At 74.8% G+C, this 25014-nt stretch carries 22 protein-coding genes and 1 pseudogene; 8 read left to right on the forward strand and 15 right to left on the reverse strand.

All coding sequences use genetic code 11. The features are described from left to right. Window positions 1–35 precede the first annotated feature (35 nt). The 3 genes from ACF09E_RS08815 to ACF09E_RS08825 all read right to left on the reverse strand — a co-directional run bounded on the left by ACF09E_RS08815 (window position 36) and on the right by ACF09E_RS08825 (window position 4579). Complete coding sequence (locus ACF09E_RS08815; RefSeq protein ID WP_392204509.1) at window positions 36–2114, reverse strand: ATP-binding protein; 2079 nt, start codon at window positions 2112–2114, stop codon at window positions 36–38. Window positions 2115–2260: 146 nt separating this feature from the next. Continuing rightward, on the reverse strand, window positions 2261–3847 hold the full coding sequence (locus ACF09E_RS08820) for a molybdopterin-dependent oxidoreductase (RefSeq protein WP_392204510.1): 1587 nt from the start codon (window positions 3845–3847) through the stop codon (window positions 2261–2263). Between the two features lie 114 nt (window positions 3848–3961). Further along, window positions 3962–4579 (reverse strand): sigma-70 family RNA polymerase sigma factor, encoded by a 618-nt coding sequence (locus ACF09E_RS08825; protein WP_392204511.1) that lies wholly within the window; start codon window positions 4577–4579, stop codon window positions 3962–3964. A 136-nt stretch (window positions 4580–4715) separates the two neighbouring features. Between ACF09E_RS08825 and ACF09E_RS08830 the strand changes: the two genes are divergently transcribed. Continuing rightward, window positions 4716–5774 (forward strand): MerR family transcriptional regulator, encoded by a 1059-nt coding sequence (locus tag ACF09E_RS08830; RefSeq protein WP_392204512.1) that lies wholly within the window; start codon window positions 4716–4718, stop codon window positions 5772–5774. A gap of 61 nt (window positions 5775–5835) precedes the next feature. On the opposite strand, the gene ACF09E_RS08835 is transcribed toward ACF09E_RS08830, so the two are convergent. Both ACF09E_RS08835 and ACF09E_RS08840 read right to left on the reverse strand, forming a co-directional pair. Further along, the gene (locus ACF09E_RS08835) at window positions 5836–7215 is read right to left on the reverse strand and encodes a cryptochrome/photolyase family protein (protein ID WP_392204513.1); all 1380 of its coding nucleotides are present in this window, start codon (window positions 7213–7215) and stop codon (window positions 5836–5838) included. Window positions 7216–7291: 76 nt separating this feature from the next. Beyond that, window positions 7292–8932 carry an SDR family oxidoreductase gene (locus ACF09E_RS08840; RefSeq protein ID WP_392204514.1) on the reverse strand — a complete coding sequence of 547 codons (1641 nt, stop codon included), beginning with the start codon at window positions 8930–8932 and terminating at the stop codon, window positions 7292–7294. A 126-nt stretch (window positions 8933–9058) separates the two neighbouring features. Here ACF09E_RS08840 and ACF09E_RS08845 point away from each other — a divergent pair, with 126 nt between their 5' ends. Continuing rightward, window positions 9059–9553, forward strand: a complete 495-nt coding sequence (locus ACF09E_RS08845; RefSeq protein ID WP_392204515.1) for a MarR family winged helix-turn-helix transcriptional regulator — start codon at window positions 9059–9061, stop codon at window positions 9551–9553. An 88-nt stretch (window positions 9554–9641) separates the two neighbouring features. On the opposite strand, the gene ACF09E_RS08850 is transcribed toward ACF09E_RS08845, so the two are convergent. Then, window positions 9642–10253 (reverse strand): fasciclin domain-containing protein, encoded by a 612-nt coding sequence (locus ACF09E_RS08850; RefSeq protein ID WP_361860460.1) that lies wholly within the window; start codon window positions 10251–10253, stop codon window positions 9642–9644. Between the two features lie 225 nt (window positions 10254–10478). On the opposite strand from ACF09E_RS08850, the gene ACF09E_RS08855 reads away from it, so the two are divergent. Together ACF09E_RS08855 and ACF09E_RS08860 are read left to right on the forward strand one after the other, a co-directional pair. Continuing rightward, window positions 10479–11063 (forward strand): sigma-70 family RNA polymerase sigma factor, encoded by a 585-nt coding sequence (locus tag ACF09E_RS08855; protein ID WP_361860458.1) that lies wholly within the window; start codon window positions 10479–10481, stop codon window positions 11061–11063. Further along, complete coding sequence (locus ACF09E_RS08860; protein ID WP_392204516.1) at window positions 11060–11818, forward strand: anti-sigma factor domain-containing protein; 759 nt, start codon at window positions 11060–11062, stop codon at window positions 11816–11818. Before ACF09E_RS08855 ends, ACF09E_RS08860 begins: the two co-directional genes overlap by 4 nt. A gap of 91 nt (window positions 11819–11909) precedes the next feature. Here the strand turns inward: ACF09E_RS08860 and ACF09E_RS08865 are convergent, their stop codons facing one another. The 4 genes from ACF09E_RS08865 to ACF09E_RS08880 all read right to left on the reverse strand — a co-directional run bounded on the left by ACF09E_RS08865 (window position 11910) and on the right by ACF09E_RS08880 (window position 15243). Next, complete coding sequence (locus ACF09E_RS08865) at window positions 11910–12824, reverse strand: amino acid ABC transporter permease (protein ID WP_392204517.1); 915 nt, start codon at window positions 12822–12824, stop codon at window positions 11910–11912. After that, the gene (locus tag ACF09E_RS08870) at window positions 12821–13486 is read right to left on the reverse strand and encodes an amino acid ABC transporter permease (RefSeq protein WP_329285723.1); all 666 of its coding nucleotides are present in this window, start codon (window positions 13484–13486) and stop codon (window positions 12821–12823) included. The genes ACF09E_RS08865 and ACF09E_RS08870 overlap by 4 nt, the downstream gene beginning before the upstream one ends. Window positions 13487–13496: 10 nt before the next feature. Further along, window positions 13497–14357, reverse strand: coding sequence for a glutamate ABC transporter substrate-binding protein (locus ACF09E_RS08875; RefSeq protein WP_392204518.1), 861 nt, complete (start codon window positions 14355–14357; stop codon window positions 13497–13499). Window positions 14358–14472: 115 nt separating this feature from the next. After that, complete coding sequence (locus tag ACF09E_RS08880; RefSeq protein ID WP_392204519.1) at window positions 14473–15243, reverse strand: amino acid ABC transporter ATP-binding protein; 771 nt, start codon at window positions 15241–15243, stop codon at window positions 14473–14475. 190 nt (window positions 15244–15433) lie between these two features. Here ACF09E_RS08880 and ACF09E_RS08885 point away from each other — a divergent pair, with 190 nt between their 5' ends. After that, window positions 15434–15892: a cyclic nucleotide-binding domain-containing protein gene (locus ACF09E_RS08885; protein WP_361861622.1), complete on the forward strand. Its 459-nt coding sequence runs from the start codon at window positions 15434–15436 to the stop codon at window positions 15890–15892. A gap of 107 nt (window positions 15893–15999) precedes the next feature. Here the strand turns inward: ACF09E_RS08885 and ACF09E_RS08890 are convergent, their stop codons facing one another. Continuing rightward, the gene (locus ACF09E_RS08890; RefSeq protein ID WP_392204520.1) at window positions 16000–16590 is read right to left on the reverse strand and encodes a TetR/AcrR family transcriptional regulator; all 591 of its coding nucleotides are present in this window, start codon (window positions 16588–16590) and stop codon (window positions 16000–16002) included. Window positions 16591–16667: 77 nt separating this feature from the next. Here ACF09E_RS08890 and ACF09E_RS08895 point away from each other — a divergent pair, with 77 nt between their 5' ends. Then, on the forward strand, window positions 16668–17189 hold the full coding sequence (locus ACF09E_RS08895) for an SRPBCC family protein (RefSeq protein WP_392204521.1): 522 nt from the start codon (window positions 16668–16670) through the stop codon (window positions 17187–17189). Between the two features lie 86 nt (window positions 17190–17275). Continuing rightward, window positions 17276–18616: a carboxyl transferase domain-containing protein gene (locus ACF09E_RS08900; protein ID WP_392204522.1), complete on the forward strand. Its 1341-nt coding sequence runs from the start codon at window positions 17276–17278 to the stop codon at window positions 18614–18616. 163 nt (window positions 18617–18779) lie between these two features. Here ACF09E_RS08900 and ACF09E_RS08905 read toward each other — a convergent pair whose 3' ends face one another. After that, the gene (locus ACF09E_RS08905) at window positions 18780–19190 is read right to left on the reverse strand and encodes a hypothetical protein (protein WP_392204523.1); all 411 of its coding nucleotides are present in this window, start codon (window positions 19188–19190) and stop codon (window positions 18780–18782) included. 234 nt (window positions 19191–19424) lie between these two features. Here ACF09E_RS08905 and ACF09E_RS08910 point away from each other — a divergent pair, with 234 nt between their 5' ends. Further along, window positions 19425–21101, forward strand: a complete 1677-nt coding sequence (locus ACF09E_RS08910) for an FAD-dependent monooxygenase (RefSeq protein ID WP_392204524.1) — start codon at window positions 19425–19427, stop codon at window positions 21099–21101. Here ACF09E_RS08910 and ACF09E_RS08915 read toward each other — a convergent pair. The 3 genes and pseudogenes from ACF09E_RS08915 to ACF09E_RS08925 all read right to left on the reverse strand — a co-directional run. Then, window positions 21078–22724 carry a glycosyl hydrolase family 8 gene (locus ACF09E_RS08915; protein ID WP_392204525.1) on the reverse strand — a complete coding sequence of 549 codons (1647 nt, stop codon included), beginning with the start codon at window positions 22722–22724 and terminating at the stop codon, window positions 21078–21080. The two genes, ACF09E_RS08910 and ACF09E_RS08915, sit on opposite strands and share 24 nt — an antisense overlap. Before the next feature lie 134 nt (window positions 22725–22858). Beyond that, on the reverse strand, window positions 22859–24091 hold the full coding sequence (locus tag ACF09E_RS08920; RefSeq protein WP_392204526.1) for an AI-2E family transporter: 1233 nt from the start codon (window positions 24089–24091) through the stop codon (window positions 22859–22861). Window positions 24092–24482: 391 nt separating this feature from the next. Continuing rightward, window positions 24483–25010, reverse strand: a pseudogene (locus ACF09E_RS08925) (4-phosphopantetheinyl transferase); the annotation flags it as partial. Between the last annotated feature and the right edge of the window lie 4 nt (window positions 25011–25014).

The following is a 25014-nucleotide window of genomic DNA, read 5'->3' on the forward strand; positions in this document are numbered from 1 at the left end:
GGCGGAGGACCGGGGCGGGGGCCCGGGGCGCCGCCTCAGGCGTGGCGCGGGTCGCCGAGGGCCCGCTCCAGACCGTCCTGGGGCAGCCCGGTCAGGGCGCGGACGAAGATCTCCTCGTAGGCCGGTTCGCCGAGCGTCGCGCGGGCGGTGTCCGTGTACTTCTCGTGCAGCGCCCGCAGGCCGGGCAGTCCGCGGCGGGGCTGGCCGGTGGAGCGCCAGTACGCCTCCCCCGTACCCGAGACGTCCGCCGCGCGTTCGCCGTCGCCGGCCGCCGCGAGGGCCGTGGCGAGGACGTCGAGGCCGAGTGCCACGCCCAGACTGGCGCCGAGCCCCCGGGTCCCTTCGAGCATCGCGCGGGCGTGCCCGGCGGCCCGCGCCGGGTCGCCCTCCAGGAGCCCGGTGAGGGACAGCTGGTACTCCAGCGCCGTCCGGGTCCAGTGCTCGTCGAGCTCCTCGCACAGGTCCCGCAGGGCCAGGGCCCGCTCCCTGGCCTCGCCGAGCCGGCCGAGGCCCGTCAGGGCGAAGACCCGGACGAGGTGGCAGCGGAGCCGGGCCGCGGAGTCGGCGGGGCCGCCCCGCGCCGCGTCGAGCACATGGCCCACGACCACGTGCGCGGCCATCGGGCGGCCGGTGGTCAGCGCGAGGAGCCCGGCGAGCGCGGCCGCGTCGAGGGTGAGGTCGCCGGGCCGGTCCCGGTGGACGGTGTGCTCCGCGAACCGGGCCTCCCGGGCGCACTGCTCGCTCACGTCCTGCGCCGGACCGAACTCGCCCTGGAGGACGAGGGTGACGCCGAGCGCCCACAGCGCCCGGGCCCGGGTGCGGCCGCGCTCCCCGCTCAGCAGCAGGGCCTGTTCGAGGCCGTCGCGGGCCTCGCGGAGACGGCCGCGGCAGGACCAGGCGAAGGCGACCGAGCCGATGAGGTCGAGGGCCGCGTCGGGATCGGTCCGCAGCAGCCGGTCGAGGGCGAGGCGCAGGTCGGTGTGGTGGGCGTCGACCGTCCGGTACCAGCGCAGCTGGCGGGCTCCGTGCCAGTCCGCCTCGCCGCGCCGCGCGAGGCCGCGGAAGTGCGCGGCGTGCCGGTCGGCGACCGCCGCGGTCTCGCCGGTCCGGTCCAGCCAGGTCGCGCCGTACGCGCGGATCGTGTCGAGCATCCGCAGGCGTCCGGCGGCGTCCGGCGGGCGGACCACGGAGGCGCGGACGAGGCCGTCGAGGGCACCCGGCAGCGTCGCGCGGTTCAGCGGGCCGCCGATGCACACGGCGGTCGCCGAGGCCAGGTCGAAGGGGCCTCGGAAGACCGAGAGGCGGGCCCAGAGGAGCCGTTCGAGGGGGGCGCTGAGCTCGTGGCTCCAGCCGATGGCCGCCCGCAGGGTCTGGTGGCGGCTCGGCCAGACCCGCTCGGTGTGCGCGAGGAGGTCGAAGCGGGCGGACGGCGGGGCGTCGAAGCGGGTGCCGAGCTGGTCCCGGACGGCCTCGGCGCCCTGGATGCGGATCTGGGCGGCGGCCAGTTCCAGGGCGAGGGGGATGCCTTCGAGGCGGACGCAGATCTCGCCGGCCGGTCCCGCGGCGGTGAACTCCTCGCCGGCGGCCCTGCGGAGCAGTTCCAGGGCGTCGACCCCGGCGGGCGGCAGCGGGTCGAGGGCGACGACCTGCTCGTCCTCGACGCCGAGCGGTCGGCGGCTGGTGGCGAGGACAGTCAGCCTGGGGGCGGCGGCGAGGAGTTCGGCCACGAGCCGTGCGCAGGGTTCCGCGAGGTGCTCGCAGGAGTCGAGGACGAGCAGCAGCCGGTCGTCGGCGAGCCGGTGGCAGAGGCCGGTGGCCGCCATGCCGGGGGTGTGGTCGGAGAGGTCGACGGAGTCGGCGACGAGCGCGACGAGGAGCCGGTCGCCGTCGAGCTGGGCGAGGTCGGTCCACCAGGCGCCGTCGGGGTACAGCCCGGCGGCCCGGTGCGCGGCACGCAGCGCGAGCCGGGTCTTCCCGACTCCCCCGACGCCGGTCACGGTGACGAGGCGGTGCTCCGCCAAGGCGGCGGATATCCGCTCCAGTTCCGTGCGGCGCCCCACGAAACCGGGGTTCTCGTCCGGCAGATGTCCACGCACGGGAGCAGTCTCCCTCATGAGAACGACGAACGGGCGGGCGGCACCGGTTCGTTACGCGGTCCGGACCGGAGCTGCGACACCCTTCCGACCGTCACGATGCCGCACCGCGACCGTCACGGCTACCCCCTTCGGCCGTCACGGCTCCTTCACCTCGCGCACGGCGGCTACGCGTCGTCCACCTCCACGACGACCGAGTGCCATCCCTGGGCCCCGTTCGGCATGGTGCCGGTGCGCTCCTCGGGCTGGGTGGCGCCCGTGCCGTCGGTGGCGCGCACGGTGAGGGTGTGCCGGCCCGGGGCGGCCGGCCACCGGTGCAGCCACTGCCGCCAGGTGTCGACGCTGTCCTCGGCGCCGAGTTCGGCCTCCTGCCAGGGGCCGTCGTCGATCCGCACCTCGACCCGGCGGATGCCCCGGTGCTGGGCCCAGGCGACCCCGGCGACCGCCACGGTGCCCGGCGCGACGCGGGCCAGGGGGCGGGGGGTGTCGATGCGGGACTCGGTCTTGACGGGGGCCTGGGCGGCCCAGCCGCGGGGGACCCAGTAGGCGTCGTAGGCGGCGAAGGTGGTGAGTTCGATCGAGGCGATCCACTTGCAGGCGGAGACGTACCCGTAGAGGCCAGGGACGACCATGCGGACGGGGAAGCCGTGGGTGAACGGCAGGGGTTCGCCGTTCATGCCGAAGGCGAGAAGGGCGTCGCGGCCGTCCATGACCTGCTCGACGGGGGTGCCGATGGTCATGCCGTCGACGGATCGGGCGACCAGCTGGTCGGCGGGCCCGCCCTCGGAGGGCGGCCGGACGCCCGCCTCGCGCAGGAGGTCGGCGAGGGACACCCCGAGCCAGCGGGCGTTGCCGACGTACGGGCCGCCGACCTCGTTGGAGACGCAGGCGAGGGTGACGTCCCGCTCCACGATCCGGCGGCTCATGAGCTGCGGCAGGGTGACGGTGAGCTCCTCGCGGACGCCGCTGCCGTGGACGCGCAGCCGCCAGCGGGCCGCGTCGACCCGGGGGACGACGAGCGCGGTGTCGACGCGGTAGAAGTCGCGGTTGGGGGTGACGAACGGGCTGATGCCGGGGACCCGGAGCTGGGCGCCGGGGGGCACGGGCGGCGCGGGCGAGGCGGGCCGGGGCAGGCGCAGGGCGGCGCGGGAGGCGGCGGCGTTCTCCTCGACGGGGCTGCCGACCGCCCGGGCGACGGCGGCTGCCCCGGTGGCGGCGAGGCCGGCGGAGGCGGCGGCGACCAGGAAGGTCCGGCGGTCGGCGCGGGCGGCCGCCGGCCCCGTGCCGGCTCTTCGGGTGAGGATCCCGGTCAGGGCGTACAGCAGGGCCGCGCCGACGGCGGCACCGGCGAGCGAGGGCACGGCGTCGAGCGCGGAGTCGGAGTCCGGACGGGTGACGGCCGCCAGGGCCCCGAGGAGGCCGAACGCCCCCACGGCCGCCGAGCCGAGCAGGCGGTGGCGCAGGGCGAGGAGTCCGACGCCGGCGGCGAGCACTCCGAGGACGAGCAGGATGCCGAGCTGGAGGACGGCCTTGTCGCTCTCGCCGAACTGGCGGATGGCCCATTCCTTGACGGCCGCCGGGGTCCGGTCGACGACGGCGCCGCCGACGGCGGTCACCGGGCTCGCCTCGGGCCGTACCCAGAACGAGGCGAGGTCGGCGACGGCGAGGGAGACGTATCCGGCGACCAGGCCGCCCGCGGCGGCGAGGAGGCGGTCGGTGCGGGCGGGCGCGCGCCGGGGTGCGGAGAGGGCCATGCTCTACATTCGGCATCGATCGCGCATCGGTTTGACGGATTCACCGGGACGGGTGACACCGCGGAACGCCCCGGTGGACGGTCGTGAGACCGTCCACCGGGGCGTTCCGGCAGGTCAGCAGGGTGCAGAGAGCCCTGGACCGCTCGCCGGGCGGCTCAGCGAGCGGCGCATCCGGTCGAGGCCGCGCCTCGCGTGGCTCTTCACCGTGCCGAGCGGCATTCCGGTGCGCTCGGCGATCTGCACCTGGGTGAGGTCGCCGTAGAAGGCCATGGCGAGGACCTCGCGCTGCGCGGCGGGGAGCTTGGCCAGCTCGCCCGTCACGACGATCCGGTCGAGGACCGTGTCGTGTTCGGCGCCGGAGTCCTCGGTGAGCGGCAGCCGCGCGCCGGCGGCGGCCACCAGGTCACGGCGGCGGGTGCGGGCCGAGAGGGTGTCGGCGATCTTCCGCCGGGTGATGCCCACGAGCCAGCCGGGGAAGGGGCCGCGCTCCGGCCGGTAGCCGGCGCGGCCCCGCCAGGCGGCGAGGAAGACCTGCTGGCCCACGTCCTCGGCCTCCCTGACGTCCCCGAGCGTGCGGGCGGCCATGGTGTGCACCAGGCCGTGCCAGCGGTCGTACGCCGCGGCCAGGCAGCGCTCGTCGCCGCGCACGAACCCGTCCGCGACCTCGCGGTCGGACAGGGACGGCGCCCCGTTCGGGAGCGACGGCCGGGCGAGAGCAACCTGTACGGTCATGGCGACCCGCCTCCTGTGTGACCTGGACCGGAGTGGACCGGTCTGCTGTGGGTGGACCCTGTCGGGCTGTCCCCAGAGTCCGTCCCGAGGAGGCGCTCACACCATTCGCATCGTTCGTGCGTCGTATGGTGGAGTCATGACCGGAACCTCGCCGGGTCTCACCAGCGGCGCGGTCGCGCGCCGCCTGGGTGTCGCCCCCACCACCCTGCGTTCCTGGGACCGGCGCTACGGCATCGGCCCCGCCGCCCACGAGAGCGGCCGGCACCGCCGGTGGAGCCCGCACGACATCGCCGTCCTCCAGGAGATGTGCCGGCTGACGGCCGCCGGGGTCCCGCCGGCGGAGGCCGCCAGGACGGCCCGGGCCGGGGCCGGAACCGCCGGAGCGGCCCCGGCCGCCCCCGCCGAGCCCGCAGACCCCGCCGATCCCGTCGAGTCCGTCGAGTCCGTCGAGTCCGCCGATGCTCCCGTGACCTCGGATCCCCTCCCCGGAGAGGCTCCCGCCGCCGAGCCGGGCGCCCGCGAACCGGTGCCCGGCGACGTGCGCATGGAGCTGCGGGGCCTGGGCCGCGCGGCCGTCCGGCTCGACTCCGCCGCCCTGGACGAGATCATGGACTCCGCGATCGCCCGGTACGGACTGGTCACCGCGTGGGAGGAGGTGCTGGCGCCGGCGCTGCACGCCGTGGGCCGCAAGTGGGAGACCTCGGAGGACCGCTACGTCGAGGTGGAGCACCTGCTGTCCTGGCACGTCTCCACGGCACTGCGCCGGGCCGCCGCGCCGGGCCGCACCGGGCCCCCCAAGGGGGGCACTCGGCCGGTGCTGCTCGCCTGCGTGCCCCACGAGCAGCACACCCTCCCGCTGGAGGCGCTCACCGCCGGACTGGCCGAACTCGGCCTCCCCACCCTGATGTTCGGGGGCGCCGTGCCACCGGAGGCGCTCGACCAGGCGGTCCGCAGGACCGGCCCCGCCGCGGTCGTGCTGTGGGCCCAGGCCCGCTCGACGGCGAACCACCCCCTGGCGCGTCACGTGTCCGAGACCTCATGGGGCGTCAGGGGCGCCCGGTCCCGGACCGCGGTCCTCCTCACGGGACCCGGCTGGGCGGGCCGGACCCTCGGTCCGGGCATGCTGCGCCCCACCGGGCTGCGGGAGGCCCTGTCCCTGCTGAGCGGCCTGTGCGCCGCCCCGCGCACCCCCTAGCGACCGTCGGCGGCCGCGGCGGACCGGGGTTCGGCGCGGCCGACCCGCGCGTGAGGAGGGGTCAGTCCTCGTCCTGGCCCCGGGCGTGCCGGAAGCGGGCGAGGCCGTCGGCGAGGTCGACGACCGGGTCCGGGTAGTCGTAGCGGGCCCGCTCCAGCCCCGGCAGCTTCCACGGGTCGTGCACCGCGGAGCCCTCGATGCCTTCGAGCTCCGGCACCCAGCGGCGGACGTACGCGCCGTCCGGGTCGTACCGCTTGCCCTGGGTCACCGGGTTGAGCACCCGGTTGGGGCGGGTGTCCGTGCCCGTGCCGGCCATCCACTGCCAGTTGAGCTGGTTGTTGGCGACGTCGCCGTCGACCAGCAGGTCGAGGAAGTGCCGGGCCCCCTCCCGCCAGTCGATGTACAGCGTCTTGGTCAGGAACGACGCGGCGAGCAGCCGCCCCCGGTTGTGCATCCACCCCTCGTGGGCGAGCTGCCGCATCGCGGCGTCGACCACCGGGTAGCCGGTGCGGCCCTCGCGCCACGCCAGGAGGTCGGCCTCCGCCTCCTTCCCGCGCCGCCAGCGGTCGTGCCTGGTGCGGTAGTCGTCGACGGAGGCCTCGGGGCGCGCGGCCAGCACCTGGTGGTGGAAGTCGCGCCAGCAGAGCTGGCGGACGAACGCCTCGGCGCCCGCCCCGCCCCGCGCGCGGGCCCGGTGGACCGCCTCGGACGCCGAGACGGCCCCGAAGTGGAGGTAGGGCGACAGACGGGAGGTGGCGTCGCCCGCCAGGTCGTCGTGACCGTCCTCGTAGGCGTCGACACCCCGCGACAGCCAGGCCGAGAGCCGCTTCCGGCCCTCCGCCTCGCCGCCCGCGGCGAGCCCCTCGGAGACGTCGGCGACGTCCGCCCGGGCCGGCAGGTCCTCCGAGCGGACGCCCTGCGGCATCCGGACCACGCGCGGGGCCGTGATCGGCTCGCGCAGCCGCTCCTGCGCCCAGCGGCGGAAGTACGGGGTGAAGACGGCGTAGTGGTCCGAGCCGGCCGGGGTCACCGCGCCGGTGGGCAGCGCCGTGACGACGGCGTCGTGGACGTACAGGCGGCGTCCGTCCGCCTCCAGGGCGCGGCGCAGCCGGTCCTCGCGGCGCCGGGCGAAGCCGCTGCAGCCGGCCGCCATGTGGACGATGTCGGCGTCGGCCTCGCGCACGACGGCGCACACCTCCTCGACCGGGTCGCCCGAGCGCACCACGAGCCGGCCGCCGCGCTCCCGCAGTCCCGCGTCGAGGGAGGCGAGGCAGTCCGCGAGGAACGCGTCGCGGTTCGGCGAGGTGCCGCCCGCCCGGGCCACGGCCGGGTCCCGGACGAAGAGGGGGACGACCTCGCCTCCCCGGCCGAGCGCGGCGCGCAGCGGCGGATGGTCGTGGACACGGAGGTCCGAGGTGAAGAGGACGACCGAGACGTTCATGGGACCGCTCCTGGAGGGGATCGCCGACCGGCTCGGCGGGGCGCCGCTCCGGTGGTCGCTGTACGGGCGTGCGGGGTCATTCCGCCCCCGGAGGCGCGCCGGATGCGCCGGATCCGGGCGACTCTCCGGCCGAAAGCGGCCGCTTCCCCGTGGCGGCGGTCCCCGCCGGCTCGGGCTCCCCGGCCGGGCCCCGGTCCTGGGCGCCCGTGCCCTCGGCCTCGCTCGCCTCCGCCGTCAGCGCGATGTTGCGGGCCATGCCGCCGAAGACCACGGCGTGGAACGGGGCGACGCTCCACCAGTAGGCGTGGCCGGCCAGTCCGCGGGGGTGGAACAGGGCCCGCTGACGGTAGCGGGCGGCCCCGTTCCCGTCGCTCTCGGCGTACATCTCCAGCCAGGCGAGTCCCGGGATCCTCATCTCGGCGCGCAGCCGCAGCAGTCGGCCGCGCTCGATCTCCTCCACCCGCCAGAAGTCCAGGGAGTCCCCCGCGCGCAGGTGCTGGGCGTCGCGGCGGCCCCGGCGCAGGCCGACGCCGCCGACGAGTCGGTCCAGCCAGCCGCGGACGGCCCAGGCGAGGGGGAAGGAGTACCAGCCGTTCTCCCCGCCGATGCCCTCGACGACCCGCCACAGCGCCTGGGGGGAGGCGCCGACGTCCAGTTCGCGCTCGTCGGTGTAGAGGCTGCCGCCCGCCCAGTCGGGGTCGGTGGGCAGGGGGTCGCTCGGCGCCCCGGGCAGCGACGCGGAGGACCAGCGGGTGGTGGTCTTCGCCTCGCGGACCCGCTGGAGGGCGAGGTCGAGCGCCCGCTCGAAGCGGAGCGGGGCGCCGGGCGGGTCAGGCACCCACTCGGCGATGTCGTGCTCGTGGCAGACGACCTCGTGGCGGAGGGACTCCGCGAGCGGGCGGGCGATCGACCGGGGCACCGGGGTGACCAGGCCGATCCAGTGGCTGGACAGCCGCGGGGTGAGGACCGGCACGGGGAAGATGAGCCGCCGGGGCAGGCCGGCGACGGAGGCGTAGCGGCGCATCATGCCGAGGTACGTGAGGACGTCGGGGCCGCCGATGTCGAAGGCCCGGCTGACCTCGGCGGGCATGCGCGCGCTGCCGACCAGGTAGCGCAGGACGTCCCGGACGGCGATCGGCTGGATCCGGGTGCGGACCCAGCTCGGGGTGACCATCACGGGGAGCCGCTCGGTGAGGTAGCGGAGCATCTCGAAGGAGGCGGAGCCGGATCCGATGATGACGGCGGCGCGGAGGACCGTGGTGGGGACCCCGGACGCCAGGAAGATCTGTCCGACCTCGGCGCGTGAGCGCAGGTGCGGGGAGAGCTCCTCCTCGGGGACGCCGCGGGGGGTGAGACCGCCCAGGTAGACGATGCGCCCGACGCCCGCGGAGCGGGCCCGCACGGCGAAGGTGCGGGCCGCGGCGCGGTCGGTGTGCTCGAAGCCGGGGCCCGCCCCCAGCGCGTGCACCAGGTAGTAGGCGACGTCCACGCCGTCGAAGGCGGGGCCGAGGGTGTCGGCGTCGGTGACGTCCCCCTTGACGATCTCCACCTCCCCGGCCCAGGGGTGGTCCCGCAGCTTCGCGGGGGTGCGGGCCAGGCACCGCACCCGGAAGCCGGCCTCCAGGAGTTCGGGGACGAGGCGGCCGCCGATGTAGCCGCTGGCACCGGTGACCAGGCACAGGGGCCCCGGTGTCTCGTGCCCTGACGCGTCGCTCATGGATCTGCTCCGTTCCGCTGTCGGGTGTCGCACTCCCCCACCGGCCGGGGGATGGGTTTCCACCTGTTCTCTTCCACGGGTGCGGCCGCCTCGGATGCGCGGGGCCGGTTTCTATAGGCTGATCGTGTGGCCAGAACAGAGGAACCCGAGACCGGTGGGACCGCGCACGGGCGGACGCCGGGTGATGCGCACAGCTTCGCCCGCGCGCTGCGTCGGACGAACGGTGAGATCAATCGGCTGGTCCATGGTTTCGCGCTCGCGCAGGGACTGCATCCCACGGACGTGCAGGCGCTCTCGGTCGTGCTGGACAGTCCGGAGCCGCTGACGCCCGGCCGGCTGCGCGAGCACCTGGGGCTGACCTCGGGGGCGGTCACGGCCTGCCTGGACCGGCTCGAACGGGCCGGGCACATCCGCCGCTCCCGGGAGAGCGCCGACCGCCGGGTCGTCCACGTGCACTACGCCGAGGGGGCGCGGGCGGCCGCGCGGAACTACTTCATGCCGCTGGCCCAGGCGGCGGAGCGGGCCCGGCTGCGGTTCGACGGCGAGGAGCTGGCCGCGGCCGTGCGCTTCCTGGACGCCCTGAACGAGGAGCTGGGCGAGGTGCCCGTCCCCCGCCGCTGACGTCCTCGTACGACGGCCCCGCCGCACCCCGGCCGGATCGGCCGGGCCGCGACGGGGCCGGAGGAGGGTGCCCCCGCGGCGGACGCCGCTACTTGGGCATCAGCACGGTGTCGATGATGTAGACCGTGGCGTTGGCGGTGGGGACGTTGCCGCAGACCACCTTCGCGGAGTCGTTGACGGTGAAGGACTCGCCGGAGCCCTTGGTGGTCAGCTTGCTCTTCTGGAGGGTCTCGAAGGAGCCGTTCTCCATCTGCTGCGGGGTCAGCTTCTGCCCCACCACGTGGTACGTGAGGATGTCCGTCAGCATCGCCTTGTCGGCGAGGACCTTGTCCAGGTCGGCCTTCGGGATCTTGGCGAAGGCGGCGTTGGTGGGCGCGAAGACCGTGATGTCCTTCGCGTTGTTCAGGGTGTCGACGAGTCCGGCCTGCTTGACGGCGGTGACCAGTGTGGAGAGCTCGGGGTTGTTCGAGGCCGCCGTGGCGACCGGGTCGTCGGCCATCCCGGCGAGGGAGCCGGCGCCTTCCTCGGGGATCGCGGCGCACCCGGGTCCGAACGGGCCGTCTGCCTTCGCGGCGGCCGCGCTCGACGAGGACGCCGACCCGCCGTCGCCCGCCTGGGCCGAGTAGGCGGTCAGGCCGAGTGGCAGCAGGACGGCGGCGGTGACGGCGACGGTGGCACGGCTGAAGGTCTGGGTGTTCATGATCGATCACTCCTAGCCTCGGGGCCGACCGGTCGGAGCGGCCCTCACGAGTGATTCGGGGCGGGGCCGCGTCCGGATGCCCCCGATCGGCCGAATGAGGGATGAGGAACGGCCGACCCGCCTCGGCGGACCGGCCTGTGCGGAAAGGTCGCCCGGACACCCGTCCGCGGGGCCGTCGGCTCCGAACACCTCCCGTACTGATGTGATCCCTGGAGGAAACCGCCGGTGACAGAGAACGTGTGGATCGGAGACGTCCGACCCGCGGCCCCGGACCTTCCCGAGCTGATGGGCCGGGTGGCGCTCGGCGACCAGCAGGCCTTCACGGCCGTGTTCGACGCCGTGTCCGGCCCCGTGCTGGGCCTCGTCCGGACCGTCCTGAGGGACGCCGCCCAGTCGGAGGAGGTCGCTCAGGAGGTGCTGGTCGAGGTGTGGCGCACGGCGGCCCGCTACCAGCCCGAGCGGGGGTCGGTGATGAACTGGGTCCTGATGCTGGCGCACCGCAGGGCCGTCGACCGGGTCCGCTCGGAGCAGGCCGCGTCGGACCGCGAGAGGCGGGCGGCGCTCCTGGACCACGCGGCGGCCTACGACGAGGTGGTGGAGCAGGTGGAGGGCCGGCTGGAGCGCGAGCAGGTCCGGCGCTGTCTGCGGGGTCTCACCGAGCTGCAGCACCAGTCGGTGACCCTGGCGTACTACCGGGGCCTCACCTACCGCGAGGTCGCGGAACTGCTGTCCGTGCCGCTGGGGACCGTCAAGGCGCGGATGCGCGACGGTCTGATCCGGCTCCGTGACTGTCTGGGGGTGGGCGTGTGAACGCCGTGGATCCGCACATGCTGACCGGCGCGTACGTGCTCGACGCCCTGGACGTCGAGGAGCACGCGGCCGTACGGCGCCATCTGGCGCAGTGCCCGTCCTGCGCGCAGGAGGTGCACGAGTTCTCCGAGACCGTCGCCCGGCTCGGCGTCGCCGTCGCGGTGACGCCGACCGCCTCGCTGCGGGCCGGTGTCCTGGAGCGGATCGCGACCGTACGCCAGGAGCCGCCGCCGACCTCGAAGGCGGGCGGCGGCTCGCGCCGGGTCCGCGGCTTCCGGCGGTGGTCGCACTGGGCGCTGGCCGCGTGTCTGGCCGGGGCGGTCGGGCTCGGCGGGGTCGCCGTCTGGCAGCACGGCGCGGCCGAGGACGCCCGGCAGGAGGCGGACCGGGCGCGTCAGGCGAACGACTCCGTGGCCGAGGTCCTGGCGGCCCCGGACGCCCGGGTCTCCACCACGCGGCTCGAAGGGGGCGCCGTGGGGACGGTCGTCGTCTCGTCCTCCCTCGACCGGGCGGTGTTCGCGGCCTCCGGGATGGCGCCGCCGCCGGCCGGCAAGGTCTACCAGCTCTGGTACGACGACGGCGGGAGCATGCGGTCCGCCGGGCTGATGGACCCGGGCGACGCGACCGCCGAGGCGACCCTCCTCGAAGGGCCCGTGCGGCAGGCGTCCGGGGTGGGGGTCACCGTCGAACCGGCCGGTGGTTCGCCGAGTCCGACCTCCGACCCGGTGGCGGTGCTCGCCCTCCCCCGGGCGTGACCGGTGCGCGCGCGTGCCCCCGCCGGGGCACGCGCGCGAGGCGCCGTCCGGCACGGGCGTGCGACTGCCGGGGGCGTGCGGAGCCGAGGCGTCAGGGGGTCCCGTCGGTCGGCCCCCGGTGTTCGCCCGGGGTGGCCAGCTCCTCCACGGCGCCCGCTCCGACGACGGCGCCCGTGGACCTCTTGCCCCGGCGCAGCCGTCCTTCGAGCCAGGAGGCGAAGCTGGTGAGGGCGAAGTTGAGGAGGACGAAGATCACCGCGACGACGGTGAAGCAGGCGATGGTGTTGGCCCCGTAGTTGGCGCTCATCGGGCGGACCGAGGCGAGGAGTTCGGAGAAGCCGAGCATGGCGCCGCCGAGCGCGGTGTCCTTGACGATGACCACGAGCTGGGACACGAGCGCGGGCAGCATCGCCGTGACCGACTGCGGGAGGAGCACGTACGCCATGGTCTGGCCCTTGCGCAAGCCGATGGCCTTCGCCGCGTCGGTCTGGCCGGAGGGGAGCGAGAGGATGCCGGCCCGGACGACCTCGGCGAGCACGGAGGCGTTGTAGAGGACGAGGCCGGTCACGACGGCGTACAGCGGGCGGGTGTCCGGGCTGATGTCGGTGAACTCGGAGTAGGCCGCGTTGGCGAAGAGCATGAGGATCAGGACGGGGATGGCGCGGAAGAACTCGACGACCGTGCCCGCGACGCCGCGCACGGTCCGGTGCTCGGAGAGGCGCGAGACGCCGAGGAGGGCGCCGAGGGGCAGCGCGATCACCATGGCCAGGCCGGCGGCGATCACGGTGTTCTCCAGGGCCGGGAGGAGGTACGTCTCCCAGACGCGGGCGTCGGTGAAGAAGGGGGCCCACTTGGACCATTCGAGCTGGTTCTTCGCCGCGAGGCCCGCCACGACCCACCAGACGACGAGGGCGAGCGCGACCAGGAAGAGCAGCGTCCAGAGGAGGTTGCGGCGCCGGGCGCGGGGTCCGGGGACGTCGTAGAGGACGGTGGGTCTGGTCTTCACCGCTTCACCGCCACCTTCTTGGCCACCCAGCCGAGGAACAGGCCGGTGGGCAGGGTCAGGCAGATGAAGCCGACGGCGAAGATCGCGGAGATCAGGATGAGTTGGGCCTCGTTCTCGATCATCTCCCGCATCAGCAGGGCCGCTTCGGCGACCCCGATGGCGGCGGCCACCGTGGTGTTCTTGGTGAGCGCGATGAGGACGTTGGCGAGGGGGCCGACGACGGAGCGGAAGGCCTGCGGGAGCACGATGATCCGCAGGACCTGCGGAAAGCTGAGCCCGATCGCGCGGGCCGCCTCGACCTGGCCGAGGGGGACCGTGTTGATGCCGGAGCGCAGGGCCTCGCAGACGAAGGCGCTCGTGTAGGCGATGAGGCCGAGGACGGCGAGCCGGAAGTTGATCGTGGTGAACCGGTCCGCGCCCATGCTGACGCCGAGCGTCTGGAAGAGGCCGAGCGAGGTGAAGACGATGATGACGGTGAGGGGGATGTTGCGGACGACGTTGACGTAGACGGTGCCGAAGCCCCGCATGAGGGGGACGGGGCTGACGCGCATCGCCGCCAGCAGCGTCCCCCAGACGAGGGAGCCGATCGCCGAGTAGACGGTGAGCTGCACCGTCACCCAGAAGGCTCCGAGCAGGTCGTACCCCTGGAGGAAGTCGAACACGGCGGCCCGCTCACTTCACGATGACGCCGATCTCGGGGGCGGGTTCGTTCTGGTAGTTCGCCGGCCCGAAGTTCTTCTTCACCGCGGCGTCCCAGGAGCCGTCGGCGACCATCTTCTCCAGGGCCGTGTTGATCCGGTCCTTGAGTTCGCTGCCCTTCTGGACGCCGATGCCGTAGTTCTCGTTGCTCATCTTGAAGCCGCCGAGCTTGAACTTGTCCTTGAACTGGCTCTGTGCGGCGTATCCGGCGAGGATCGAGTCGTCGGTGGTGACGGCGTCGATGACGCCGTTCTCCAGTCCGGTCAGGCACTCGGAGTAGCCGCCGTACTCCTGGAGCTGGGCGTCGGGTGCCAGCTTCTCCTTGACGTTCTGCGCGGACGTCGAGCCGGTGACCGAGCAGAGCCGCTTGTTGTTCAGGTCCGAGGGCTTCTTGATGGAGTCGTCGTCGGCCCGGATGAGCACGTCCTGGTGGGCCAGGAGGTAGGGGCCGGCGAAGTCGACCTTCTCCGCGCGCTCGTCGTTGATGGAGTACGAGGCCGCGATGAAGTCCACGTCACCGCGCTGGAGCAGCGTCTCGCGGTCCGCGCTCTTGGCCTCCTTCCAGACGATGTCGGACGGGTCGTGGCCCAGCTCCTTGGCGATGTAGGTGGCCACGTCGACGTCGAAGCCGGTGTACGTGCCGTCCGGGGTCTTGAGGCCGATGCCGGGCTGGTCGTACTTGATGCCGACGGTGATCTCGTCGCCTCCGTGGTCGCGCGGCACGGCGGCGGTCGCGCCGGCGGCGAGTCCTGCGGAGGTGAGGGAGAGGACGACGGCCGCGGCGGCGGCCACGCCGGCCCTGGCGGTCTTCCCGCCGGTCCTGGTCGCGTTCATGAGGATCACCCCTGGGGGCTGCTGGTCGGGCGGCGACCCGCCGTGTGGTGCGGTGCTGCGGCGCCGCGGTGTCAGTGGGTTGGTGGTGTCAGTGGTGTCAGTGGTGTCAGTGGTGTCAGTGGTGGAGGATCTTGGACAGGAAGTCCTTGGCACGGTCGCTGCGCGGATTGCTGAAGAACTCGTCCGGGGTGGTCTCCTCGACGATCCTGCCGTCGGCCATGAAGACGACCCGGTCCGCGGCGGACCGGGCGAAGCCCATCTCATGGGTGACGACCACCATCGTCATGCCGTCCCGGGCGAGTTGCTGCATGACCTCCAGGACTTCGTTGATCATCTCGGGGTCGAGCGCGGAGGTCGGCTCGTCGAAGAGCATCACCTTAGGATCCATGGCGAGGGCGCGGGCGATCGCCACGCGCTGTTGCTGGCCGCCGGAGAGCTGGGCCGGGTACTTCTCCGCCTGCGAGGCGACCCCGACCCGGTCGAGGAGGGCGCGGGCGCGCTCCTCCGCCGCCTTCCGGTCCTTCTTGCGGACCTTGATCTGGCCCAGGGTGACGTTGTCGAGGACGGTCTTGTGCGCGAAGAGGTTGAAGGACTGGAAGACCATGCCGACGTCGGCCCGCAGGGCCGCGAGTTCACGGCCCTCGGCGGGGAGGGGCCGACCGTCGACGACGATCTCGCCGGCGTCGACGGTCTCCAGGCGGTTGACGGCCCGGCACAGCGTCGACTTCCCGGATCCGGACGGCCCGATCACGACCACGACCTCGCCGCGGTGGATCGTGAGGTCGATGGACTGCAGCACGTGCAGCGTGCCGAAGTGCTTGTCGACCCCGCGCAGCACGACGAGCGCGTCGCCGCCCTCGGGGACGCCGCCTTCCGGGACGGGCATGGCACCCTCCTGGCTCACGCCCCCGCTTGCCGCTCCCTCTCACGTTCATGCTCCGCCCTCCGTCCGGTAGCCGCACGCCGGAGGGGTGCGGGTATCCCGTGCGGGAGCGGCCTCCCGGTGGCGTCCGCGCGCTAAGGGGCGGGCTGGCGGACACTGGGGGTGGGAGCCGAGTGCGCGAGGAGGGTCCGCCATGAGCAGTGCCGCACCCAAGGTCAGCACGTTGCCGCCGGAGCACCGGGAGCGCCTGATGGCCTTCGCCGAGGACGTGTACTTCGAGTCCGGTCACCGGCTGTTCGAGGAGCAGCAGCACGCCGACCGGTTCTGGATCGTGAAGACGGGGGCCGTGACCCTGGACGCGAGGGTGCCGGGGCGCGGGGCCCCGGTGATCGAGACCCTGCACCACGGCGAGCTGGTGGGCCTGTCGTGGATGTTCCCGCCGTATCTGTGCCAGTCGGGCGCGGAGGCGATGACGCCGGTCCGCGCCCACGAGTTCAACGCCCCGGCCGTGCGCTCGATGTGCCGCTCCGACGCGGAGTTCGGGGCCTCGGTCATGTTCTGGGTGGGGGCGATCCTGGCCCACCGTCTCCAGGTGACCCGGGTCCGGCTCCTCGACCTGTACGCGCCGCACGGAAGCGGCATCCTGGCCTGAGGAGCGGCGGGGGGCCTGCGAGAGGGCCTCGGGGTCGGGCCGACCCGACGCCGGGGCGGCCCGACGCCCGCAGGCCCGGCGCCGGGGCCTGTCTTTCGGGTCAGGCGTCAGCGGAAGCGGTCGAGCAACGCGGCGGCGCTGTCCTCGGCGAGGTCCTCGGCGTAGGGCGGGAGGGCCCCGCCGGGGCGGAGGTGGCGGCGGACCACGCTCAGCGGTACCTCGATCACGGCGAGGGCGATCCGCTCGCGGTCCTGGGGGCCGGTCGCGCCGAGGGCCGTGCCGAGCGCGGCCAGCCGGGCGAGCGTGCGGCGGTTGCCGCCGTCCGCGCGCTCCCGGTGCTCGGGGGGCCAGTCGGTCTGCCCGAACTCCTCGGGGCCGTGCAGCAGGAGCGCGGCCTGCCGCGGGTGGGCCCGGCTCCAGGCGACGACGTGCCGGGCGGCCGCGCGGGCGGCCCGGTGCGGGTCGGGCTCCTGGTCGAGGGAGTGCGCGTACTCCTCCTGGAACCGCTCGACGGTCCGCAGCCAGACCTCGGCGAGCAGCACCGGCCGTCCCGCGAACCGGTGGTAGACGGAGCCACTGGGCGCGCCGACCGCCTGGGCGACGGCGGACATGGTGACGGCGGCGGGCCCGCCGTCGGCGGCGAGGCGGACGGCGGCGTCGAGGAGTCGGTCGCTGTCGAAACGGGGTGGCCGGGCCATGAATCGGAGAGTACCCTCCAATTCCATATTAGAGAGATCTCTCTAATACACTTCCGACCTCTGTCCTGGGGAGACACATGGCCGTCCTGAATGTGCACGAACGTCTGGTCGCCGCGGGCGCCGACGCGGTGGGGGAGCTGCTCGACACCCTCTCCGCCGGGCCCGGGGACCGGCTCTGGCCCTCGGACCAGTGGCCCGCGATGCGGCTCGACCGCGGGCTGTCGCCCGGATCGGCCGGTGGGCACGGTCCGATCCGGTACACCGTCAGCGCCTACGAGCCCGGTGTGCGGGTGCGGTTCGATTTCACCGGGCCACCGGGATTCCACGGCTTCCACGAGTTCGCCGTGGTCCCGGTCGACGCGCACCGCACCCGTCTGCGGCACACCCTGTCGATGCGGACCACGGGAGCGGCCCGCCTGTCCTGGCCCCTCCTCTACCGCCCGCTCCACGACGCCTTGGTGGAGGACGGCCTGGACCGCGCCGAGCCGACCGCCCGGCCCGCCCGCTGGAGCCCGTACGTCCGACTACTGCGCACGGCCGCGTCGCACGGCCGTCGTCGCGCGCAGGGCGGGGCAGACCGGATGGACGCCGCCCCCTAGGGTGGCGGTGTACCGGCGGGTCCGGTCCCGGCGCGCCGTGCGGGGCTGCCGGGTCCTCCCCTCCGTCGACGAGCTGCGAGGTCCCGATGAGCGACCCGACGACGGCACGCGGGGCGATCGCCCTCGTCGCCGACGACGACTTCACCGAGTTCGCCTTCACCGAGGAGCCCCTGGCGGACGACGGTCCGCTGGGCTGGCCCGGCTACTCCGCGGCCCACGCGCGCGCCGCCGCGCGGACCGGCGAGACCGAGTCCGTGGTCTGCGGCACGGGTGTGGTCGGCGGGGTCCGGGCCGTCCTGATCTCCTTCGAGTTCGGATTCCTCGGCGGCTCCCTCGGCGAGCGGACCGGGGCCCGGGCCGCGGCCGCCCACGCGCACGCCCGCGCACGGCGGCTGCCCGTGGTGGTCCTGCCGGCCACCGGCGGCAGCCGGATGCACGAGGGCATGCGGGCCCTGCTCCAACTCCAGCTGCTGGCCGGCGAGTCGGCCCACACCCGGGCCGCCGGGCTGCCCCAGATCGCCGTCCTGCGGGATCCGACGACCGGGGGCGGCTGGGCCACCCTCGGCGCCGGTTCGGACGTGGTGCTCGCGCTGCCCGGCGCCCAGGTCGGCTTCGCCGGGTCCCGGGTCCGCCCGCCGGACGCGGACCCCGCCGCGTACACCGCGGAGGCGCAGCTCGCGCACGGCCACGTCGACGCGGTCGTGGCCCCCGAGGCGCTCCGCGACACCCTCGGGCGCTGGCTCGCCCTGCTGACCCGGCCCGCCGAGGGCCCGCCGGCGCCGCCACGCGCGCTCGGCGACCCGGACGCCCCGCCCTCGGCGAGCGGCCGGGAGGCGGTGGCCCGGGCCCGGCATCCCGGGCGTCCGCGGGCGGACGCCTACCTCGACGCGTACCTGTCCGACCGCGCGGAGATCTCCGGCGACCGCGCCGGCGGTGTCGACCCGGGGATGCGGTGCGGCTTCGGGCGGGTACCCGGCGGCGGCACGGTCGCGTACGCGGCGCAGTGCGGGACCGCGACCCTCCCGGCCGGTTTCCGGACGGCCGCCCGGCTCGTGCGGCTCGCCGACCGGCTGGGCATCCCGGTCCTCACCGTGATCGACACGCCGGGGGCGGCCAACGACCCGGCCGCGGAGCGCGCCGGCGCGGGCCCCGCGATCGCGGACCTGTTCGCGGCCGTCGCCACCGCGCGGGCCCCGGTGACCTCGCTCCTCATCGGCGAGGGCGGTTCGGGCGGGGCTCTGGCCCTGGCCGCGCCCGGCCGCCTCTGGGCCACTCCCGACAGCTACTTCTCGGTGATCGCCCCGGAGGCGGCCGCGTCGATCCTCAAGCGTCCGCCGGAGGAGTCCGCCGCGGTCGCGGACCGGCTCCGGCTGCGCCCCCGGGACCTGCTGGACCTCGGCGTGATCAGGGGCATCGTGGAGCCCTGAGCCCGGCCGGCCGGAGCGGCGGCCGGCAGGCGCGCAGGCACCTGGGCCAGGCGATGGTGCGGGTCCGCCGCGGCCGCACTCCGCCGTGCGGGACTCGACGGGGGCGGCCCTCGTCCTCTCCGCCCGCCCGGCGACCCGCCGCCCGGCGCCGTACCCGCCGCCGTCAGATGCCGGGCCCGTCGCCCGGATCGGGGGCCTGCCGCGGGTGCCAGACGGCCGCGACGCCCCAGAGGCCGAGTGCGAGGACGGCGACGCAGACCAGGAGCGCCGCCCACGGGCGGAGCCACCGCGTCGCCGCCGCCCAGACGAGGGGCGGGACCAGGAGGCCGACGAGCAGGACCAGCGGCAGCTCCACGAGGACGACGCCCCAGTCCCGCGCCTCGGCCTCGAACCCTCCGTCGATGCTGTACGCCGCCCGGGGCAGGGCGAAGGCCCCGGCGGCGGTGCCCCCGGCGAGGGCGAGCAGGCAGCCGAGGGCGCCCTGCGCCGGGCCGCCGTCGGGGCCTTCCCCGTCGTCGCCGTCCCCGCCGTGCCCTCGGGCGCCGTCCGGGGCCGGGGCGGGATTTTCGCTCATGCCCGGGAGGGACGCCCGGGGGCCGCTCGACGGTTCCGCCGCCGGTTCCGCCACGGCCGGTGCGCACGGCGGGACCGCCGGTCCCGGGCCGCGGAGGCAGGCCCGCGGGCGCACGGGGGTGCGGGAGCGGGGCCGGCCCGCGGGGCGGCGGCCCGCACCGCTCGCCGAACGGGGAGTCGCGGGTGACCATGGAGGACGGACCTGGCGAGAGACCGGCCGGCACTGGAGGCATCCGTGGCGCACACCGGCACCACCACCGACGTACTCATCGCGGGCGCGGGTCCCGTCGGCCTCAGCGCCGCGGCCGAGCTCCGCCGGCACGGCGTGCGCTGCCGCCTCGTCGACCGGCTGCCGGCCCGGCTGCCGTACGCCAAGGCGGTCGGGATCCAGCCCCGCACCCTGGAGCTGTGGGACCGGATGGGCCTCGTCCGCGCGGTCCTGGAGGCCGCCGTCCCGATGCGCGGCCAGCTGGTGCACGTCAACGGCGCGGAGTCGGCGCGGATCGCGCTCGCGCTGCCGCCCGAGGTCCCGTACGGCTTCGCCGCCCTCCCCCAGTACGAGACGGAGCGGCTCCTGGAGGAGTACCTCGCCGGCCTGGGCACGAGCATCGAACGCGGCACGGAGCTCGTGTCGTTCGTCCAGGACTCCGACGGCGTCACCGCCCTGCTGCGCGGCGCTTCGGGGTTCACCGAGGAGCTGCGGGTCCCCTATCTGATCGGCTGCGACGGGGCCCACAGCGTCGTGCGCAAGACCCTCGGGCTGTCTTACGAGGGCGGTGCGTTCCCGGAGGCGTACATGCTCGGCGACGTCGTGGCCGACGCCGACTGGGGCCTTCCGCCCGGGTACGCGCTCCGCTCCGAGCACCGGACCGACGACGGGACCCTCGACGACGTCCTCGTCTGCATCCCGCTGCCCGGCGCCGGCCGCTACCGGATGTCGATGAAGGTGCCTCCCGAGCTCGCGGGACCGGCCGGGGGCCCCGGTTCCGCGGACGGTCCCGCGCACGGCCTCCAGGGCGGGACGGGCCCCGGGCTGTCCGCACTGCAGGCGGTGGTGGACCGACTGGGTCCGGGCCCGGCCCGGCTCTCCGACCTGCGCTGGTCGTCGGTCTTCCGCATCAGCCACCGCATCGTCGGCCGCTACGGCTCGGGACGGGTGTTCGTCGCGGGCGACGCCGCGCACATCCATCCGCCCACCGGCGCCCAGGGGATGAACACCGGCATCCAGGACGCCGCCAACCTGGCGTGGAAGCTCGCGCTCGTGGTGCGGGGCGAGGCCGGCCCCGGGCTGCTCGCGAGCTACGACGCGGAGCGCCGTCCGGTGGGCGAGGAGGTCGTCGGCCGTACGGTGCGGCACGCCACCAGCGGGATCGGCTCCGACCGGGACGACATGACGACCCTGTTGCTCCGGGAGGCCCAGCTGCTCGTCGGCTACCGGGACGGCCCGCTGGCCGGTGCCCCGTACGGGCCGGCCGAGGCGCCGCAGCCCGGGGACCGGGCACCGGACTGCGGCGGGCTGAGCACGCCGATCGCGGTCCACCCGGTGCGCCTCCTGGACGTCCTGCGCGACCGCCCGGGGCACGTGGCCCTGCTGTACGGGGCCGAGGCGACCGGGCTGTCGCGGGCGGTGGCCGCGGCGCGGGCGGCGGCCGGCGAGCGGCTGCCGCTGGACGTCGTCGCCCTGCTCCCCCGGGAGGGGGAGGCGGACTCCGTCCCCGCCGTGGGTGCTCCGGCGTACCGGGACGCCGCCGGGGAGTTCGAGCGGATCTACCTCCCCGACGGCGCCACCGGCTTCGTCGTGCGCCCCGACGGGCAGCTCGCCGCGCGCTTCCCGCTCGCCGCGACCACGGCGGCCCTGACGGACTGCCTCAGGGCGCTGGCCGTGCCGCTACGGGACCCAGTGGTTGCCTGAGGCCGTGATCATCACCTGGAGCTGGATGCTCGCGGAGAAGTAGCTGCCGGTGTCGATCGGGGTGGCCAGCATCTTGTTCCACAGGGCGTCCAGCCAGGCCTGGCTGCCGGGATCGGTCATCGCCGCCACCGCGAACGGGGCGAAGAAGGCGGCCTCGCTGCCCGCGGAGATCTGGGTGCCGTTGAGCCTGTAGCCGATGGCGATCTTGTTCGGGTCGCCGCCGGTCTTCGTCTTGATCCAGCCGTTGAGCTTCCGGGCGGCCGCGAGCGAGGTGGCGTCCCCGCTGGTCACCGCGTCGTCGGCGATCCGCCACGGGGTGCGGCAGGCGTTCCACCAGTAGGCGCCGTCGTTGGGGTCCTCCAGGACCTGGCCGGGTGCGGGCCGGGGGGTGGTGTTCGTGTCGACGACGAAGTCGGGGAGGAGTCCGGTGCCGGAGGCGTACGTCGACTGGAGGCGGGAGATCTGGTTCTGGTGCGCGGTGCGCACGGCGTCCCAGGTGGTGTCGCCGGTGGCCGTGCGGAAGGCGCGGAAGTGGTCGACCATCCAGTCCGAGGTCCGCGATATGTAGTAGTACTGGTCGCCGGAGCTGCTCCAGTCGCCGAGTTTCAGGAGCTTGGTCGTCGGGTTGAGTTCGTCCTTCTTGATCGCGGCGATGTGCTTGAGCGCGAGGTCCTTGTAGTTGTAGGTGCCGGTGCTGCCCCACTGCTTGTCGGCGAGGAGCAGCCCGTAGGCCACGTCCATGTCGCCGTCGGTGGCGCCGTCGCCGCCGTTGACGCTGCGGCAGGCGGTGTCCTGCTCGGCGGCGAGCAGGTTCGGGTTGACGGAGGACGGGTGGTCGATCTTCCACTTGACGAGCCCGTCGAAGATCTTCTTGGCGTCGGGGTCGGCGCCGGCCATGGTCGCGGCGACCACCATGCCGTAGCCCTGCGCCTCGGCGACGTACGGGTGGTCGGCGTCGGGCGAGATGATCTGGTACCAGCCGTTGCCGCAGTTCTGGCGGACGAAGGCGGACTTCCAGCGCTTGTAGTAGTCGACGACCTTCTGGTCGAGGGCGGCCTGGGAGCCTGAGGGCCTCAGGGTGCCGGCCGCGTAGGGCTTGAGGTGGCTGCCGAAGGGCACGGCCGCGCCTCCCCCGCCGCCCGCGCCGGTGGGCGCGCCGTACACCTCGAACTCCCAGAGGGAGTAGCCGTACGCGGTGCCGCGGCCGGTGCCGTACATGCGGACGTAGCGGCCGCTGCCGGACACCGCCAGGTCGTCGGTCGCGCCGTCGCCGGTCGTCGTGGAGTAGACGTCGGACCAGGTCGAGCCGTCGGCCGAGGTCTGGATCCGGTACGTCTTCCCGTACGCGTCCTCCCAGTTCAGCTTGACCCGGGAGATCGTGTGGACGGCCCCGAGGTCGACGCGGATCCACTGCGGGTCCACCCCTTCGAGGCTCGCCCAGCGGGTGGCCGTGCTGCCGTCCACCGCGAGTCCGGGCCCGAAGGCCGAGGTCTCGACGGACGAGGCCGTCACCGTCTTGCCGGTGGACACCAGACCGTCGGCGGCCTGTGCCTGCGGCAGCACCGTCAGGGGCACCGCCAGCAGACCTGCGAGCCCGAGAAGCGAGACGCTTCGTCGACGCATGACAACTCCCTTTCCCTCCATGGCCAATGGTTAGGAATATTTCCTAACCATTGGCCCGTGAGAGTAGAGAGGCCGGACGCCCCGCGCAAGTCCCCCTGCGAACACGGGGGTTCACGCGCTGGAACGCCGTGACGTCACGTCGCCGGATCCCGCGGCCCGGACGGCGGGGCCTGGGGGCCGGGACCGTGCGGATCGGAGCCGTCCTGGCCGGAGCCGTGCGGATCGGGGCCGCCCTGGCCAGGACCGTGCGCATCCGGGTCGTCCTGCTCCGGGTCGGACGGCGGGGGCGCGGCGCCGGTCTCCTTCGCCGCCGCTCGGGCGTCCCGCAGCGCCGTGTGCACCGACCAGACGACCGAGACCAGCGGGACGGCCACCACGGCGCCCACGATGCCGGCGGCGATCGAGCCCGCGACGACGGAGATCGCGACCACCAGCGGGTGGAGGCGCACGGCCCAGCTCATCACCAGCGGGTGGAGCAGGTGGCCCTCGATCTGGCCGATCACCACGATCAGACCGATCACGATGGCGGCCACCAGCGGGCCCTTCGAGGCCAGCGCCACGACCGCGGCGACCGCCAGGGCGATCGGCGAGCCGATCAGCGGCACGAACGCGGCGACGAACTCCAGGAGGGCGAGCGGCACCGCGAGGGGGACGCCGAGCAGCCACAGGGCGAGCCCGACGAGCACCGCGTTCACGGCCGCCACGAGGACGATCCCGTGGGTGTAGCCGGTGAAGGTGCGCCAGGCCGCGCGCCCGCCGACCACCACCCGGTCACGGACCGGCCCGGGCAGCTGCTTCTGGAACCAGGCCCACTGGCGGTCGCCGGAGTGGACGAAGAACACCGCGGAGAAGACCGCGAGGGCCAGCGTGGTCAGCACGGCCACCACCTGGTGGGCGCCGCTGACCGCCGTGCTGACCAGGGTCGAGCGGTGGCTGGAGAGGAACTCCCCGATCTTGGCCTGGAGGTCGCTGAGAGCACCCGGGTTCAGCCGGAACGGCGGCTGCTCCAGCCAGTCCTCGATCCGGCCGACGCCGGTCCGGAACTCGCGCACGAGGGCGGTCCGTTCCCCGGCCACGGCCTCGCCGACCAGCGCGAGCACGCCCAGGACCAGCGCGATGCTGCCGAGGAGGGTGAGGGCGACGGCGAGCGGCCGCGGCAGCCCCCGGGCGACGACGTCGGCGACGGGCCTGAGCAGTGCGGTGATCACGAGGCCCAGGAAGAGGGCCACGCCGATCTCGTGGAAGCGTCCGAGCACCGCGAACAGGCTGTAGACGAGCACGCCGACGACGAGCAGCCGCCACGCGTAGGCGGCTGCCGTCCGGAGGAAGGGGGTGACGGTGACCGTCGGTGAGGTGCCTGGCTGCATCCCCCCGACCTACCATCCGCCGCTTCCCCAGCCCGTGAGGACGCAGGCCCGGTGCCGCGAACTCCGCCGATCGGCGGTGCGGACGGCGGAGCGGCGGGCTCGCGGGGCCTCAGACGGAGGTGCGCACGACCCGGGTGGTCGCGGCCACCGCGACGACGGCCGCGCGGGGCCGGTCCGTCCAGTCCAGGAGACGGAGACCTCCCCGGCCGTCCTGGCCACCCCGGCCGGGTTGGCCTCCCCTGCCGCCTCGGCCGTCCTGGTCGCCTTGACCGTTCTGGCCGCTCTGGCCGCTCTGGCCGCTCTGGCCGCCGTGACCGTCCCGGTCGCCCTGGTCGCCTTGGCCGAACCGTTCGCCCTGGCCGAACCAGCCGGCCTGAGCGAACCGTTCGGCGCCCGGGGCCCCTCCCGCCTTCAGCCGGGCTTCGGCGCGGACCCACAGGCGGAGCAGCTCCGGGCCCTCCATGGGTGCCGTCCCCTCCGCGCGGTCAGCCTCGGGGAGGAGACGGCGCAGGACCTGGCGGGGGCCGGGACGGCGGGTCGCGGGCTCCACGTCGATGCCGATCGCACCCGGTCCGGCGGCCGCCGCGACCAGGCCGTCGGCATGACTGAGGCTGACGCCGGTGCCGGGGCGCCCGCGCAGGTACGGGCGGCCGTGGCCCTCCTCGCCGCACCCGGGGCACCGCTGGGCGAGGGCCGGGGTGTCCAGCGGCAGTCCGGTGGCGCGGGCGACGCACAGCCGCACGAGGAGGCGTGCCGCGAGGACGTCGGCGCGGCGGCCGGGCAGCCTGATCGGGGCGAGTCGGCGCCGCTCCCAGGGGGCCAGCAGGCCCTCGTCCAGCTCCGGGTGGGCCAGCACCTCCGCGGTCGTCGCCACGAGCGCCAGCGCCGTGGCCCCGCCCCGGTCCGGGCCGTCGGTCACCGTG

It is taken from the genome of Streptomyces sp. NPDC014891 (genome assembly GCF_043081085.1).
Taxonomy (GTDB): domain Bacteria; phylum Actinomycetota; class Actinomycetes; order Streptomycetales; family Streptomycetaceae; genus Streptomyces.

Excerpts from the sequence above, each read along its gene's own strand:
- ACF09E_RS08825 (WP_392204511.1), bottom strand. The coding sequence starts at position 4,579 with ATGACCGTACAGGTTGCTCTCGCCCGGCCGTCGCTCCCGAACGGGGCG.
- ACF09E_RS08885 (WP_361861622.1), top strand. The coding sequence starts at position 15,434 with ATGAGCAGTGCCGCACCCAAGGTCAGCACGTTGCCGCCGGAGCACCGG.
- ACF09E_RS08915 (WP_392204525.1), bottom strand. The coding sequence starts at position 22,724 with ATGCGTCGACGAAGCGTCTCGCTTCTCGGGCTCGCAGGTCTGCTGGCG.
- ACF09E_RS08900 (WP_392204522.1), top strand. The coding sequence starts at position 17,276 with ATGAGCGACCCGACGACGGCACGCGGGGCGATCGCCCTCGTCGCCGAC.
- ACF09E_RS08895 (WP_392204521.1), top strand. The coding sequence starts at position 16,668 with ATGGCCGTCCTGAATGTGCACGAACGTCTGGTCGCCGCGGGCGCCGAC.
- ACF09E_RS08920 (WP_392204526.1), bottom strand. The coding sequence starts at position 24,091 with ATGCAGCCAGGCACCTCACCGACGGTCACCGTCACCCCCTTCCTCCGG.
- ACF09E_RS08850 (WP_361860460.1), bottom strand. The coding sequence starts at position 10,253 with ATGAACACCCAGACCTTCAGCCGTGCCACCGTCGCCGTCACCGCCGCC.
- ACF09E_RS08875 (WP_392204518.1), bottom strand. The coding sequence starts at position 14,357 with ATGAACGCGACCAGGACCGGCGGGAAGACCGCCAGGGCCGGCGTGGCC.
- ACF09E_RS08830 (WP_392204512.1), top strand. The coding sequence starts at position 4,716 with ATGACCGGAACCTCGCCGGGTCTCACCAGCGGCGCGGTCGCGCGCCGC.
- ACF09E_RS08835 (WP_392204513.1), bottom strand. The coding sequence starts at position 7,215 with ATGAACGTCTCGGTCGTCCTCTTCACCTCGGACCTCCGTGTCCACGAC.
- ACF09E_RS08840 (WP_392204514.1), bottom strand. The coding sequence starts at position 8,932 with ATGAGCGACGCGTCAGGGCACGAGACACCGGGGCCCCTGTGCCTGGTC.
- ACF09E_RS08905 (WP_392204523.1), bottom strand. The coding sequence starts at position 19,190 with ATGAGCGAAAATCCCGCCCCGGCCCCGGACGGCGCCCGAGGGCACGGC.
- ACF09E_RS08815 (WP_392204509.1), bottom strand. The coding sequence starts at position 2,114 with ATGAGGGAGACTGCTCCCGTGCGTGGACATCTGCCGGACGAGAACCCC.
- ACF09E_RS08820 (WP_392204510.1), bottom strand. The coding sequence starts at position 3,847 with ATGGCCCTCTCCGCACCCCGGCGCGCGCCCGCCCGCACCGACCGCCTC.
- ACF09E_RS08890 (WP_392204520.1), bottom strand. The coding sequence starts at position 16,590 with ATGGCCCGGCCACCCCGTTTCGACAGCGACCGACTCCTCGACGCCGCC.
- ACF09E_RS08880 (WP_392204519.1), bottom strand. The coding sequence starts at position 15,243 with ATGCCCGTCCCGGAAGGCGGCGTCCCCGAGGGCGGCGACGCGCTCGTC.